We start from the raw sequence: 15278 nt of genomic DNA, 5'->3' as shown, positions 1-15278 counted from the left end.
CTAACCTTGTTGGATGTTTGCCGGGGGCGGAGTTTGTAAAAATGTGCGGCGCCGCTCCTCATCGCGTTCGCGGTAAGGGTCGAACACTTCACCGGGCGGCAAGGGACGGGTTTTGTCCATGTACCAGCAGAAAAATGCCCAATCCTTAGCGTTGTCGTGTAACAAGCCGAATTCAATTGGCTGACCGTCGCTGGGGCGAAAGGCGGCAAGAACATAAAATTGAACGAAAGAGCCGATATTGCGGATTTTCTTGACCTTGAGATCCTTGAAAGGGACCACCTCAGGCTCGCCCCAGAAGCGCGGCGGCACCGTGACGCTGCCGTTTTCCCGATCCCAGATCAGCAAGCGCTCCTTGAGGCGTTTGAAGGGATAGACGAAGGACAGGAGGATGGCGGGGATGGGAAAGAAAGTGACAAAAAAAATAAAAATTATAACCTGCCAATACATCCATGATGGCATGTTGATACTTGGGCCTGCTATGCCAAGCAAATTGATCAAAAACCATCCAGAAGGCAGAACTTCAGCAATTAAGCCGAACAACCCAATGCCGGCCCAAAGGACACCATCAACATCCCGCGTCGTTTTGTTGTAAACATATTTCTTGTCGTCCAGTTGTGGGGTATCAGGCCAGTGGACGCTGGTACGGTTGAGAACTGTCACATCGCCGCCCTGATATTTGACTGACAACCACTCCTTGGTGCTGCGGATACGATCAACGACACTCATGTATTTGTGGATGAAATCGATAAAGGTCATCAGGTTGTTCTCCAGAATTCAGGGCTGGTCAGCTCTTGCATCGTCCCGATGCGCCGTGTGGTTTTCCGAATCGCGCCGTTGCCGTGGTGGCGTATGGCCAGATAGCGAATGCCACCGCCCTCGCCGAGAGCGGGCCGGCAATCCTCGCGGACGGCTTGGAAAGGAAAAGGGGACAGGCTACTTTTCCTGTATCTTCCTTGGCCGCCCTATAGGCCTGAGAGTTGATTCAAGACCGAACTGCCCGCACACCCTCTTTTGCCAGTCTTCTTCTCCAAACGGCGACTGCCGCTCCATGCTTTTTTGCCATTTGTTTTGTTGCCCTTGCGTCAAGGGTTGATTTACAAATTCAGCCCAATTCAAATTATAGGGAGTCGGTATCGGAGCTGTTATCTGCCTTTCCTTTTCCCCGCTGCTTTCGCAGTAGGAAGACCAGGGCCAGTTTTGTGCTTTGTCCACCATACCGGCACGCAGCGGATTGGCTTCAATATAGCGCGCCGCAGTGACCAGATAACTGTCCTGCTGCACAATAAAGCTCTTGTAGCGCCCTTGCCAAACGTGGCCACTACCGCCGTAATGCCGGTGATAGCGACGGACATGGCTGGTCATCAACCACTGCATGCAACGACTCAGTTCTTCCCCCATTTCCGCACGAACCAACAGATGAAAATGGTTGGGCATCAGGCAGTAGGCAAAGAGAGTGATCGGATAGCGCTCAATGGCCTCACTCAGCAGGTTGATGAACGCGAGATAGTCCTGATCTTTATGAAAAACCTGCTGCCGACCATTGCCGCGATTGAGGATATGGTAGCAGTAGCCGTCGGCTAAACCTCTGGAAGTTCTTGGCATGGTTCACCTTAGCGAAAAGTAGCCTGTCCCCTTTTCAACCTGCTTGTTGGATGTTTGCCGGGGGCAGAGTTTGTAAAAATGTGCGGCGCCGCTCCTCATCGCGCTCGCGGTAAGGGTCGAACACTTCACCGGGCGGCAGCGGGCGAGTTTTGTCCATGTACCAGCAGAAGAAAGCCCAGTCTTTCTCATTGTCGCCCAACAGACCGAACTCGATGGGCTGGCCGTCGCTGGGACGAAAAGCGGCAAGAACGTGAAATTGCACGAATGAGCCGAGATTGCGAATTTTCTTGACCTTGAGCTCATTGAAAGGGACCACTTCATGCTCGCCCCAGAAGCGCGGCGGCAGGGTCACGGTGCCGTTTTCTCGATCCCAGATCAGCAAACGCTCCTTGGGGCGTTTGAAGGGATAGACGAAGGACAGCAGGATGGCGGGGAGGGGGAGGAAGGTAAAAGATGCGATGAATATAATGAAGAATATGGAAAGCCAAAGGGGATCATTATTGTAAGATCCCACGATGCCAAACTCGTTTAAAAGCCCCCATCCGGATGGCAGGACCCCAGCAATTAAGCCGAACAACCCAATACCGGCCCACATGACACCGCCCCAGGCCGTCTCGGTGGTATTTATCCGAAAACATTTCTCATCCAATTGCTCCACCTCATTGCTTTTGGCATACCTTGGTGTGACAATATGGGGCTCACCTTGAAAATCAACCGGCAGCCACTCCTTGGTGCTGCGGATACGGTCAAGGACACTCATGTATTTATGAATGAAATCGATAAAGGTCATCAGGTTGTTCTCCAGAATTCAGGTCTGGCCAACTCTTGCATCGTCCCGATGCGTCGGGCGGTTTTCCGCATCATGCCGTTGCCGTGGTGGCGTATGGCGAAATAACGGGGGCTGCCGTCCCCGCCGAGGGGGGGCCGGCAATTCTCACGGTCAGTTTGGGACTTAATGCGGCAGAAGATAATCGCGCTCCAGTACGGGCTCTGATTTCGCAGGTGTTCCTGCGGTATGGGAAATGTAACACCGATGCTGGAAATCATCTGTGTATCCTTTTCCGTGCGGAAATCCTCGACAGTCGGGTGGATGACGGTCGGTTCTAAAGAAAAATCGCCTCCGGGATAGTAATGGCAGAAGATCTCTGTCTGACTCAGCATGGGCACGAACCGTTGAAAGGAGCAGATGGCTGAAAGGGTATCCACGTACACTGACGGGAAAGATCTACTGTGTGGTCCGCGCGCGCTAGTTTCAACCCCAAAACCGAGAAGGTATTCGTCCAGAAAGAGCCGCTCGATTTCCGTCCACTGCGACCACTCGGCGCTGAAGCTTGCTTCTACCGAAGGCGCTTGAGCAAGGGCACGGATTTTCTCCCAGGGCGTGGCATCCCTTTTGTGGTGCAAGTGCAGCGGCCCATTTTTGGCAAAACGCTCCAAAGGGTCGTCCTCCAGCCAGGTGCCCGCGAGGGTCCCGGCTACAGCGACTAGGGTCAGGGGAATTGCCCAAGCCCAAGTAGTGGCAGCAGCAAGCCCGAAAAAAGCCCCGGCGGCAATGAATTTGACCGCCGCTGCATCATTGTCGTTTTCGCGACGAGTTTTTAAGCCATCAAAAATATTGAAGAACCCCATAGCCACATTGCCGACAACACGACCGCGAAGAGAAATTTTAGCTAAACTTCGACTTGTCTCCATTTTCCCAACCCGCAACCACAAATTCCCCGTCTCCGCCATCCCCTGCGCAACGCCACTCATCGCCGAGATCAACTGAAGCCCCCGAAGACCTGCGTCGCCCAGACCTTTGATCTCACCGGCAGCGATCTGGTGCAGGACGGTGCGCAGGTTGAGCAGGTCGAGGGCGACGAAAAAGGGCGCGACGGCGACGGCGCGGGGGATCGAGTCGTGATAACGGGCCGCAAGCCTGGCCGGAAGGGGTTTGAGATCCTTGCGCACGAGTTGACGCGCGGTCACTTCCGTCACCTCGAGGGTGGCGGGGAAAATGGCGATCCGGTTTTTTTGCACCACTGACATCATGCCATCGGCTGTGGCGGTCCGGGCACCGAGGGCCAGCGCCGCTTTGTAGGTGACTGCCGGGCGGGCCAGGCTGGTGGTTTCCCCCTCGACGGGGTGATAACCTTCGGGGATTTTCGGTTCGGGCAGCGAGACGTCAATCACGGTGTATTCACCGAATCCAGGCACTTTGAGGGTGTTGACGCGTTCTGAGACCCACTCCAGCGTTTTCAGATCGGCCGTGATGCTGGAAAAAGCTTCGATCAAAGCGGTGCCGATCGCTCCAGCCCGGGTGGCGAGATCAACGCCTTGATCCTCCAGGATGGTTTTGAGTCGCAGGCTCTGCGGCGTTGCATCGTCTTGCAGCAGGGCTACCGTGCGCGGTCTGGCGGCGGGACGAGAGGTGGACTCGGTGCGGATCTCCACGTTTTCCGCCAGCAGCAGCCCCGCGGAGTTGCCGGCAGTCTTGAGCCTGTTCATGTAGGCCTGGGCCGCCTGCGAGGTCTGCCGCTCGGCGGCCGTATGGGTGTCCGGCGGATCAAGCCGGGCGTCGAGAAAATTCGCCGACAGTTCCAGAAAACGCGCAGCATAAAGAACCACTCCCTTGCCGTTGAGTCGGCGCTCGGGGGTGTTGTCGAGATAATCGCCCAGGGCCGTTTGATAGGCGCGGCTTTCCAGAAAAGACACCAAACCCTCTCTGGTGTTCATGATAACCTGGCGCAATTGCCTGCGCTCCCCTGCCCCGAGCAGCACGTCGAGACATTCCCTGCTAAGATGCCGGCCGTACTTTTTGCGGTTTTCCTCGGAAGCAAAACCGATCTGCTGCATCAGGACGGCAACTTGGAACTGCGCGGCAACCTGCTGGCGCAGGGTCTGCTCCGCTTCGCCGAAGATGTCGCCGCGCTGCACTTCAAGGGCCAACTTTTCCGGAGGAAGCCCGACGCGTAGAGCCTCGATGAAACTCTCCATATCAGCCCAGGCGGCTTCGTGCTGATCGGCCAGATCCATGGCCACCCCCAAGGGATCATGCAGATACACCACCGGCAGCTTGCTGAATCGATGCAGGTGCAGCGAGTAGATTTCTGCCGTGCAGTTCTCCACACTCTGGATGTTTTCCGTGTCCTCGCCCCGGATGTGGCGTTTGAGTTCGGCGGTAAAGTCCTGCATGCGCGCGCGGCGATTGGCGGCGGCCTGTTCCTTGCCAACTTGCGGTTTGGGGGTGTCGGGACGCAGGCGCGGTTCCTCCTTGGGGTCGGGGTCCATGCCGCCCAGGGCGTTGATGCGCGCCCAACTCCACTGCACTTCGGAATAGGCAATTTCGATCTGTTGATGAATGCTGCCCATCTTGTAGGGGATGAGAACGCGGCTGTCGACTTCGCCGCTTGCCGGGCGCTCGTCTTTGCCCTGATGACGGCGCAGGTTGACGTCGCGGGTGTGACCGTGCTCCATGACTTCGAGTTCGCGCCACAGATGGCCGTTGCGGTAGACGTAGAGCCAGCCAGTACGCAGCTCTTGCGCCTGGGCCGGGTCGGGCTCGGGAGTCGCGTAGCGCTTGGGCAGGATGGGGATGACGAAGTTGGGATACTCTTCGATGCAGGAGGGACGCGGGGCGTCAGCGGGAACCGTGGGCACCGAGGCTGCTAAAGGCAGCACGATATATTCGCGCTCTTCGGGCGAAGAGTTGTTGAACGCCAGATCGCGCATGACCAGGGTGAGCCGTTGCGTGGCCTCATCGAGAGTGTCGATGACCAGTTCGCGGTAACGCTGGGCTTCGTCGCCCTCGCCGTCGATGTAACGCGCCAGGCGGCGATGTTGACGGCTCATGCGTTCTGCTCCCCGCAGGGACCGCCCTTGATGAGCGGCGTCTGCCCACCCAACAGGCCGTAATCAATACGCCGCGGCCACTCGCTGCTCTGAGCTTCTTCCATAGCGCCGAGATCAAGTCCGGCGGGCGGCGCGGCACCGGGCTGCATCAGCGGCATGGGCGCCGTATTGCCGTTGTTGGAGATCATCATGTCCCCCTGGCGCACGGCGGGCACGCCTTCGATGAACACGTTGGATGAGGCGGTGATGAATTCAGCCTTGCCCTTGATGGTGTTGGACACCACGCCCAGGCGGTCGCCGGGCTCATCGCCCGTACTCACGGCGAAGATGCTTTTCTGATGACAGACGGGATGGCCGTTGATGAGCACCGTGGCGGCAGTTTGCGCGGCATCGGCGCTGCGCGCGATATTGGTGTAGGCAATGTTGACGATCGGCTTACCGATCTTGGTGCGGCACACATCGACAGTAGTCAGGATGCCGCCGCTGCCGGCATGCACGGCCGTGCGGCCGTTGATCAGGACGTTGCTCATCGTTCCCCCTCCGGATTATCCATTCGATCCTGCAATATCAATTAATCTCCACAGTCGTTCCCTGAAGGCGGACCCGGCCCGAAGCAATATTGTAGATTTCCCTGCCATCAACATGGATTCGACCATCGGGCGTCAGTTCGATGCGGGCGTCGCCCGCCTGCAGGCAGATCCCTGCAGCCGCATCGAGGATGAAGCGACCATTGCGTTCCTGCACCAGCGGACAGGCGGATTCTCCGTCGGCACGCAGGCGACCCGTTACCACAAGACCCACAGCGGTGCGCTGGACAAGCACCTGATCCCTGGCGTTAAGCACAGACACTTCGCTCAGGTGCCCATGGACATCCAGAACCTGCCCATCGGCAAGCATCACCGAGAGCGCCTGCCCCTGTTCTGCCTCAACCACTGTAGCGACAGAACAGATATCTTCCGCTTCAACCCTGCTTTCACGAAACCTTACCACCGTATTTGTCATCGTTTGTGATCCTTGGCTCTCATCAATTGCTGCCGATTTTGCCGCCCTTAAGGCTTATCATGCCGGCGTTGACCTCGACGCTGCCGCCGCTGATGATCACATCCCCGCCGGCGGTGATCTCAATGCCTCCGCCGCTCTGGCCAATGCGGATGGCACCACCTCCCTGCCCCGTCACTGTGATGGCGCGGGCCGCGTTGATGCTGATTTTCCCCTGAGTGACCTGGAGATCGAAATCTTCGCTTCGCACCTCCATAGACAGGTTGCGTCCGACTTCGGCGACAAGGTCGCGGCCGCTGCGCATTTCGATATCCTGCCGGTCGCTCTGCATGAGGATGTTTTCTCCGGCCTTCATGCGGATATCGGTGGCCGCCTGCTGCTCGATCTCGCCTGTGCGGGTCATCAGGCGCTGAGCGTTTTCCACGGTGACGATCTGATCTTTGCCCACCTCGACGAACTGGCTGTCGCCCGATTCGAGCAGCATCGTTTTGGCAGCATAGACCTCCATCTCGCCCTCTTCGCTGGCCAGTCGCACGCGATGCCCGTCGCAGTCGGCGTCAAGGCTCAGGATGTTCTTTCGCTCGCGGGTGAAGAGTTCGGTTTTTTCCCTGCCGGCGCGATCGTCCATAAGCAGCTCATTGCCGCCCCAGGTGCGCAGGATGTTCTGCGTGCGGTTTGCGCTGGTTACCGGCGTAGGCGTATCGGGGTTGGGCAGGGCACCAAGAATCACCGGCCGGTCCAGATCACCGTTGACACAGGAAATCACCACCTCGGTGCCGGCATGCAAAGGGAAATGGAAACCGTAGTCCCTGCCGGCGTAGGGCTGCACCATGCGCACCGGGTGACTGGCCTCGCCGGGGGCTGTCTCGCTGAGATCGAAATCGGTGCGCAGGCGGTAGCGCCCCTGTTCGTCGAGATAGGCATATTCACCGCCAGTCGTCTCGATGCGCGCCGTCAATAGGCCGTGCATCGGACGCGCGGCGGGCAAGGGAGGCCGATAGGGCGTTCCAGCGCGAGTCAGCAGCAGCCTGTTGCGGTAGCTCATGCCTTTGCCGCTGTCCCCAAAAGCGAAACCGGCACTTTGATCGCCATCATGTTCGAGCTCGACGATAAGATAATCTCCGTTGAGTCCTTCATCCGAGTGACCGGTTATGGACAGAATTTCTCCCGGCGCCAGGGCCCGGCAGTCCGTCTCGGCAACCAGGGTGCGGCGCTGCCAGTCCAGCAGTTGACCGCGCATCCGGGCCAGCTGCTGCCCCTGCTCGAGGTCGAGAAAATGTTCTCCGTAGCGGTAGTCACGCCCATTGCCGCCAGACGATGAGGCATGGGCCGACAAATGCGCTTCGGGGGTCTGATCGTTGTAATCCTTGAGTTCGACCTGCGCGCTCAGCAGGTTGGAGCGCTCACGCAGGGCAAATACCGTCTCGCGGCCGCGGCGAGTGCCACTCTGAACTTCATAGAGCAGTTCGCCGCAGGCGCAGGCCGGCAGATCGTCAACACGGTCGTGAAAGACGATCCGTACCCCCTCCCCGTTCTGGGAGAATCGAAAGAAGATGCCCACATGAGCGCAGATGCGCAGGAGAAAATCCCAATCGCTCTCATCGTACTGCACCACGAATTCGCGGAAGGGATAGTCGCCGTCAAGCTCCAGTTCGTAGTCGGTCTCGCTGAAGCCGGCTCCCTGCAGGATCTCCTCGATGATCTGCGGCGCGGTGGTGTTGAGAAAAACCCGGTTGTCACGCCTCAATTTAAGGGGGTGAAGAACAGAGTTGAGCCGCACAACATACGCGTGGCCGCCGACGGCCTCCCCCACATAGGAGATTTCACTGACGACCCCATGAAGTGGAAGCATCCGCCCTTCCCATGCCATCTCGAGCGTACCCTTGCGCCCGACGGCAAGCCCCACATCCAGGAAGCTTTCAGAGAACAGGTTGATGGTAAAACAGTAATCCTGCGACAACCCGTGGTCGCTCCCGCTGAAATCCTTCACCGCCAGGGTCCCATCCGGCACGCCTTGAACACGGAAGAAATACTGCTGGGCATCAGCCCTGTGAGACGAGGCGTCCCAAGCCGCAGAAATGAATGACATGTTCCCCCCTTTGAATCATCATGTGCAACTGTTCAGCACGGGTTCGCAGCTGTCATGACAAGGGTGTTTGGCGCCAGGGATGGCGCCAATCAAACGGCCAGGGATGGCGTAAAGTGGCCCTTGTCATGGGAGCTGCGAATCCGTGCGGTGAATAGAAACCATCTGGTTCTTATTGTGCAGCGCACTCTAAAAAGAAGAAAACTCCTTGAGATTTTCCTCCGCGTGCTCAGCGTCCTCCGCGGTGAAATTCACCGAATCCGCCTCCACCCGATCGGCATATACGCACGCTACCTCCCCCCGCTCATCCATCTCCAGAGTCAGGATATCCGGCATGTCGTCTTCGGCCATATACCCCAGCAGGTTGCGCGCGATACCGGGTAGCAGGCGCTGCTCCAGAAGGGCGTTGATGAAGCGCGCGCCGGTCTGCGGCTGACGGCAGCGCTCGGCGAGAAACTCCAGCACCTCGGGCGCGCAGCGCAGTTCGATCCCATGGGCGGCGTGCAGGCGCTGTGCGGCCTCGTCGAGTTTGAGAGCGACAATGTTGTGCAGCGCCTCCGCGCTCAGGGGACGAAAGGGCACCACCTGCATGCGGGCGACCAGCGCCGGTGCAAAATGCCGAGTCAAAGCAGGGCGAATGACATCGCCCAATTGCGACAGGGTCGGCGCGGTCTGGCTTTCGTCCCCCTCTTCATCCAACGAGCTGTAAAGAGCGTTGATCTCCTCGGCGCCGAGATTGCTGGTCATAAGGATGACCGTGTTCTTGAAATCGATCTCGCGCCCCTCCCCGTCACGCATGAAGCCACGATCGAAAACCTGGTAGAACAGATTCATCACGTCGGGGTGGGCTTTTTCCACTTCGTCGAGCAGAATCACGGCATAGGGGCGCTGACGCACCGCCTCGGTCAGGATGCCGCCCTCGCCGTAGCCGACGTAGCCGGGAGGCGATCCCTTGAGTTGGCTGACGGTGTGAGATTCCTGATACTCGCTCATATTGATGGTGACCAGAAAGCGTTCGCCCCCAAACAGCTGCTGCGCCAGGGCGCGAGCGGTTTCCGTCTTGCCGACGCCGCTCGGACCGGCCAGCAGGAACACCCCGAGAGGAGCTGCGGGGTTGCGCAGACTGGCCTTGGCGCTGCGGATGGTTTCACCGATGACGGCCAATGCATCGTCTTGGCCGATGACGCGCTGCGCCAGGGCTTCCTCGAACTTCAACAGCGCCTCAAGTTCGTCACGCAGCATGCGGCCAACCGGCACGCCTGTCCACTCGGAGACCACCGCCGCAATCGCCTCGCCGTTGACCTCGGCCTGCAGCATGGGGTTTTCTCCCTGCGCCTCTTTAAGCTGGGCGCGGGTCTGTCCGGCGGCGCGGCGCAGAGCCACCACCTTGCCGCAGCAATCGCCAGCATCCGCCGGCAGTTCTTCACGCTGACCACGTACCTGGCGGATCAGCTCACCTTCTGCCGCCCATTTCTTTTCCGCCATCCATAGCCGCCTCTGAACTTCTTCCAGCTCATCTCCCACCTTCTTGAGCAGGGTGTCGTCAAAAGACACCCCCTGGGCTTTTTCGGCGATCAAGGCACTGAGCCGTCCCTGCAGAAACGCGGCACGCTCTCTGTCCGCGTCGATCTCCGCCGGCACGACGGACTGGGCCATGCACAGACGTGCGGCGGCGGTATCGATCAGGTCGATCGCCTTGTCGGGCAGCTGCCTCCCGCAAATGTAGCGCGCCGACAGGTGCACTGCGGCGGTCACCGCCTCGTCGGTAATCAGGATGCCGTGGTGCTGTTGGTAGAGGTCGCGCAGACCGCCGAGCATGGCAATGGCATCCTCCTGGCTGGGTTCCTCGACCTTGACCGGCTGAAAACGCCGCGCCAGGGCGGCATCGCGTTCGAAATACTTCTTGTATTCCCCCCAGGTAGTGGCCGCGATGGTGCGCAGTTCGCCGCGCGCAAGGGCCGGTTTGAAAAGATTGGCCGCATCGCCGAGCCCCGCTTCGCCGCCGGCGCCGATGAGAGTGTGCGCCTCGTCGATAAACAGGATGATCGGCTCGGGCGAGGCCTTGACCTCCTCGATCACGTTTTTCAGCCGCTTTTCGAACTCACCCTTGACCCCGGCTCCGGCTTGCAGTAGTCCCAGATCCAACGCGAGAAGGCGTACCTTGCGCAAACTGTCCGGCACGCTGCCGGCGGCAATGCGCAGGGCCAGTCCCTCCACAACCGCCGTCTTGCCGACGCCGGGCTCTCCCACCACGATGGGGTTGTTCTTGCGGCGCCGCGCAAGGATATCGAGCATCATGCGGATCTCGCGGCTGCGGCCGAGAACCGGATCGATATCCCCAGCGGCGGCACGGGCGGTGATGTCTACCGTGAAGCGCGCCAGAAAGGAGCTGGCCTCCCCTCCGGGCGAGGTTTTCGTCTGAAGGGAGGCCATCGTCGTTGCAGAATCCTGTCCCCCCTGCTCCTCAGCGGAATCATCACCCGGGCGGCCAAACTCTTTGCGCAGGATCTCCGGCGAAACATTGTCAAGCAGGGCGAAGGTCTCTTCGGGCAGCGCCGGAGCCAGAGTCACCAGGGCATCGAGCAGCGCCGCCGAGTGAATCCGATCCGTGTGATAATGCAGCGAGGCTGCCAGCCAGGCGCGTTCCAGCCACTGCTGCAAGCTCGCTCCGAACAGCGGCTTGCCTGCCGGACCGGCGGAGCGCCGGGCAAGCGCGGCCAGCAGCGCCTGCCAGAAAGCATCAAGGTCCACACCGAAACGATGCAGGGCACGGTCGAAATCACCGCCCCCCTGCTCCAGCAGTTTGACGCACAGGTGCTCGATAGTCACCTCGCCGTGGCCGCGTGTTGCGGCAAATGCCGCAGCGCCTTCCAGTGCGTTGACACAATGGTTGTTGAGACGCTCAAGCAGAGAGCGAAGCTGTCGATTATCCATGATTGATCACCCCTTGTAAGCACTGCCCGCCAGGCGAATGCGGCGCAGCGCGGCAGTCGATCGTCCCAGAGAGCTGGTCCAGCCCAGATGAATGGGATCGCACCCCAGGCGGCGTTCAGAAGCCGCGCATTCCAACTCGAAAATGACGTCGTATTCCAGCGTCGGCTCCAGGTAGCCGTTGACGATATCCCGCAAATCCCCCGCGCCATTGCCGAGGGGGAGAAGATCCAGCATAAGGTCCTCTGACAGGGGTCCGACCCGGATATTGATCTTGCGCCCGACATCGAGCACCCGCTCGCCCAGCAGGGCATCGTCCCCCAGCGTCATCCCACTCCGACCAAGCGAAGAGACCGCGCCCGTTTCCACCCAGCAGGGCACAAACTCTTCGATGCGAGCCGCCACCCCCAGACGGTCACGCAACATCCCGGCCAGGGCTGTCGCCCCTTTGATCCGGCGACCGAAAACTCCTGAATAGGCCATGGCCAGATCTCCCCGCTCACCCTGAACCACGCCGGACAGGGAAAGCAGGTAATCCTCCAGAGGATTGGCGGCGTTGTCATCGAAGAGATGAGCGCGGTTCTTTTTCCAGGCCAGATACAACAACTCGTAAAAACGCCCGCCGAACAGATCAAGAAACGATCGCAGGCACTGTCCCGCCTTACCCTCGTGCGCCACACTCTCACGGAAATAGGCCGGCAGCGGAGCATCAACCCCGTAAAGCCCCAGGAAAGCGGATTCAAGCACCACCCGCCCGTCTTTCCCGATAGAGGCACGCCGCACATCGGCGGCGGGAAACGAGAGATCCGCCGCGGTGCGCAGGCCCACCACCTCCCCGGGCCCGCCCCTTCCGCTGCCGGAAGCTGCAGCGGCGGTTTCTATCAGGCGTACGGCCTGGAAATACTCGAAGGGCGCGGCATCATCTGTCAGGTCTCTGATCAGAGCGGAGAGCTGTCGCCGTACAGCGGGGGCCATCGCATCTCCTGAGCCGAGGGGTGAAGCACCGTCACCGTTTCAACAAACACATTGAGGGACGCAAAACGGCTGAAAAACACATGCAGCAGCTCGCTGAACAGATATGCGTCACCCCGGTTGATAAAGTGGTCTTCCCGCAGCCCCACACGCACCTCGACCCCGCGCCACAATCCACCTTTGCGAATGCGGTTGCAGGCCGCGACCTGCAGTTCGCAGATGCCCTCAATCCTTCGCTGATTCTGCTCCCGGCCACTCCAGTCGTAGAGCCGCAGCAGCCGCCGCAGAGCATCTGGCGAATCCAGGGCGTTGAGGCTGATGCTCAGATGAGAAAGCAGGGTCAGGCGAAAATCGCGCCGTGCCGGCGGCTGCAGTCGCGGCGCGGGTCGCAGCAGATTGGAAAAACGCAGGAACGAGGGCATGTCGCTGGTGGACAGGCTCAAACCGCGTTCCTGCAGGTGACGGCGGGGCAGTTCGCCGTTGCAGGCGGTCAGGGCGCAGGAAAGGGTCTCGCTGCTATAATCCTCCAGACCGCCGAGGGTCAGAAAATGCGCCGGCGCGGCATCGCCTTCCTGGCGGCGGGACAGCTGGTAATAAGGCTCAGCCTGTTTTTTGTGGCGGAAGTCGTGTAAAGGACGATAAGCGCGCCGCTCCCCGTTGGCGGCGTTGATCCCCTCGACCCCGTCGAGGCTGTAAATTTCCACGCCCTCAGTGGTAGAAGCATCGGCCAGCAGTCGGTTCTCGCTACGTCGATGCGTCAGGCGGATCGGTTCGGCCGTTGTCTCAAACAGGTTGATCGCCGGCGCGCAATGCAACCTCAGGTGCGTGCGGTTCAGGCGTTCTTCACGCTCAAACTGGCCGGCGAGGGTCAGTTCAATCTCAAAATCATGACAGTCCCGCGGCCAACGGACCTCCTCCAGCCCGCGCAGCTCGACGAAGAGATACTTCTCACGAAAGCAGAAATACTCATGCAGCAGATGGTAGCCGAGAAAACTGCGCCCGACGCCCGGTACCAGCAGATCATCGCCAGCGAGATGACAGGGAGCGACGGCCTGCTGTCCGCCTAGACTCTGTGCGCTTTGCGTGGGAAAGTCCGGAAAACGGATCTGCGCGTTTTTTACCCCCGCCGCCAGCAGATGATAGAGCTTGAGGGCCAGGGCCGCATCGGCGTGGACATAGAATTTGATTCGCGCGAGGTCGAGACTCTCAGCCTCCAGCCCTGCATCAAGCTGAAAGCTCAGCCTCAGCAATGTACCGCCTGCTGCTTCTTCCTCGGTCTGCACGTTTTTCAGCTGCAGGGGCTGCAGCACCACTTCGCTGGTGGTGCGAAACCGGCAGATGACCCGATCGGGACCGAGGGGGGAACTCATCAGCAGAGCGCCGCGATTCAAGGTCTGTGGTTGCTGCAACTGACCTGGCCGAGGTGAGAATTCCACGATGGTCGCCGCCGGAAAGGGGCGCAGAAAATGAGGCCAGAGCTGATTGAGCAGCGCTTCACAGAGTTCGGGTACATCATCGTCAAGGCGGCGCCGCACATGGGCGTTCAGATAGGCGACCCCTTCCAGCAGACGTTCCACGTAAGGGTCGCGATCGCGCAGCTCATCGAGGTTGAGCATGGCCGCCTGTTCCGGATGAAGACGGGCGAATTCCCGCGCCGACTCACTCAGCAGGCGCATCTCTGCTTCATAATACTCACGCATGATGGCTCCGCACGCCGCGGGCGTTTACCTGAGCGCTGCCGGCACTCTCGAATACCGTCCGAAAACGCACATCCCCTACGGAGACAAGAGATGCCGCCACTTCAAGGTGAATGCGCCGGTCATCCCCCACCGATCCGAGGCGACGCACCCGCACCGCGCTCAACCGCGGCTCATACCGCTCGATCAGAAGCCGCACCTGCCGTGCCAGGTCATCCACCGAATAGGGAAGGTTTTCATAAACCGCGCCGATGTCGGGCAGACCGTAATCCGGCAGATGCACCAGCGAACCGCGGCGGGTATTGAACAAGCGCTGCAGATGGGTCTGCACGCTGTCCAACGCGGCACGGGTACTGGAGTCGTCCTGCGGATATCCAGAGCCGGTCAGAATGTCGAATAAAGCCAGGGCCATCAGGTATTCAAATCAAAAGAGGAATCAAAAAAGGGCCGGGGCGCCCCTCCTCGCCCCGGCATGACAATAAACTGCATGACAACGGAAATCAGCGGCCCTCGGTCCAGGAGTCGCTGAACTCGATATTGCCGTCCACGTAAGTCCAGGTGATCTTGGAATAGCGCACCGAGACCTCCTCCAGATGGGGGAAGCGCTCTTTGTCCAGATCCTTGACGTTGTGCATGGTCGGCTTGATGGAGGTGATCTTCACCCCTTCAAGCTTGTGACGGAAATATTCCTTTTCGGTGCCGGTGTCGTCGATGCGGTACCAGCGCAGCAATAGTTCATTGAGTGTCTGGCCGTTGCTGCAGGCCTTGTACATGTAGGGCGAAGAGCTGTCGAAAGCCTTGAGAAACTTGAACGGCTCGTGCTTGCGAGTGCCGGTGAGAGCGCCCGTATCGTTGTCGGTGGGGATGCGCAGTTCATGATCGAAGCCGAGCACTTCAACGCTCTGCTCGCGCCCCTGCACGGTGATCGGTCCCTCGATCTGGTTGCCCTGATCGTCCTTGATCCACATGTAAGCCGGAATTGCCATTTTCTGTACTTCCTCCTTGGGTTGATATCCCGAAGCTCATCTCCGGGCATTGAAAAAACATTGCATCTCTTTTTCTTCTTACGGGAGAGCCGGTACGGCCCCTGTCCATCTCCAGGGTATCTGTCGCCAGGGATGGCGACAATTAAGCCCCAGGGATGGGTTCATGCGTCCCTG

Annotated in this window: 12 protein-coding genes; all 12 read right to left on the bottom strand. The window is 59.6% G+C overall.

Annotated features, from left to right (window positions below; translation table 11 throughout):
- On the bottom strand, positions 1-756 hold the full coding sequence (locus GSUB_RS19365) for a hypothetical protein (RefSeq protein ID WP_052464593.1): 756 nt from the start codon (positions 754-756) through the stop codon (positions 1-3).
- A 177-nt stretch (positions 757-933) separates the two neighbouring features.
- Entirely contained in the window at positions 934-1602 is a 669-nt protein-coding gene (locus GSUB_RS05465; protein WP_040199618.1) for an REP-associated tyrosine transposase, read from the bottom strand.
- A 34-nt stretch (positions 1603-1636) separates the two neighbouring features.
- Positions 1637-2392 carry a hypothetical protein gene (locus tag GSUB_RS05460; RefSeq protein ID WP_040199616.1) on the bottom strand — a complete coding sequence of 252 codons (756 nt, stop codon included), beginning with the start codon at positions 2390-2392 and terminating at the stop codon, positions 1637-1639.
- The gene (locus GSUB_RS05455) at positions 2392-5433 is read right to left on the bottom strand and encodes a toxin VasX (protein ID WP_040199614.1); all 3042 of its coding nucleotides are present in this window, start codon (positions 5431-5433) and stop codon (positions 2392-2394) included. The genes GSUB_RS05460 and GSUB_RS05455 overlap by 1 nt, the downstream gene beginning before the upstream one ends.
- Positions 5430-5963: a DUF4150 domain-containing protein gene (locus GSUB_RS05450; protein WP_040199612.1), complete on the bottom strand. Its 534-nt coding sequence runs from the start codon at positions 5961-5963 to the stop codon at positions 5430-5432. Before GSUB_RS05450 ends, GSUB_RS05455 begins: the two co-directional genes overlap by 4 nt.
- A 37-nt stretch (positions 5964-6000) precedes the next feature.
- Entirely contained in the window at positions 6001-6435 is a 435-nt protein-coding gene (locus GSUB_RS05445) for a hypothetical protein (protein ID WP_040199610.1), read from the bottom strand.
- Between the two features lie 22 nt (positions 6436-6457).
- Positions 6458-8521, bottom strand: coding sequence for a type VI secretion system Vgr family protein (locus tag GSUB_RS05440; protein WP_040199608.1), 2064 nt, complete (start codon positions 8519-8521; stop codon positions 6458-6460).
- Between the two features lie 186 nt (positions 8522-8707).
- A complete protein-coding gene (gene tssH, locus GSUB_RS05435) occupies positions 8708-11452 on the bottom strand; it encodes a type VI secretion system ATPase TssH (RefSeq protein ID WP_040199606.1) in 2745 nt (914 codons plus the stop codon).
- A gap of 6 nt (positions 11453-11458) precedes the next feature.
- Positions 11459-12424, bottom strand: a complete 966-nt coding sequence (gene tssG / locus GSUB_RS05430) for a type VI secretion system baseplate subunit TssG (RefSeq protein ID WP_040199604.1) — start codon at positions 12422-12424, stop codon at positions 11459-11461.
- Positions 12388-14121, bottom strand: a complete 1734-nt coding sequence (tssF, locus tag GSUB_RS05425; protein ID WP_040199602.1) for a type VI secretion system baseplate subunit TssF — start codon at positions 14119-14121, stop codon at positions 12388-12390. Before tssF ends, tssG begins: the two co-directional genes overlap by 37 nt.
- Entirely contained in the window at positions 14114-14530 is a 417-nt protein-coding gene (gene tssE, locus GSUB_RS05420) for a type VI secretion system baseplate subunit TssE (RefSeq protein WP_052464591.1), read from the bottom strand. The genes tssF and tssE overlap by 8 nt, the downstream gene beginning before the upstream one ends.
- A gap of 88 nt (positions 14531-14618) precedes the next feature.
- Positions 14619-15104, bottom strand: coding sequence for an Hcp family type VI secretion system effector (locus GSUB_RS05415; RefSeq protein ID WP_040199601.1), 486 nt, complete (start codon positions 15102-15104; stop codon positions 14619-14621).
- Between the last annotated feature and the right edge of the window lie 174 nt (positions 15105-15278).

Source organism: Geoalkalibacter subterraneus (assembly GCF_000827125.1).
In the GTDB taxonomy this organism is placed as follows: Bacteria; Desulfobacterota; Desulfuromonadia; order Desulfuromonadales; family Geoalkalibacteraceae; genus Geoalkalibacter_A; species Geoalkalibacter_A subterraneus.
Note: the sequence above shows the minus strand (reverse complement) of the source record. Positions and strands in the feature narration are given on the sequence as shown.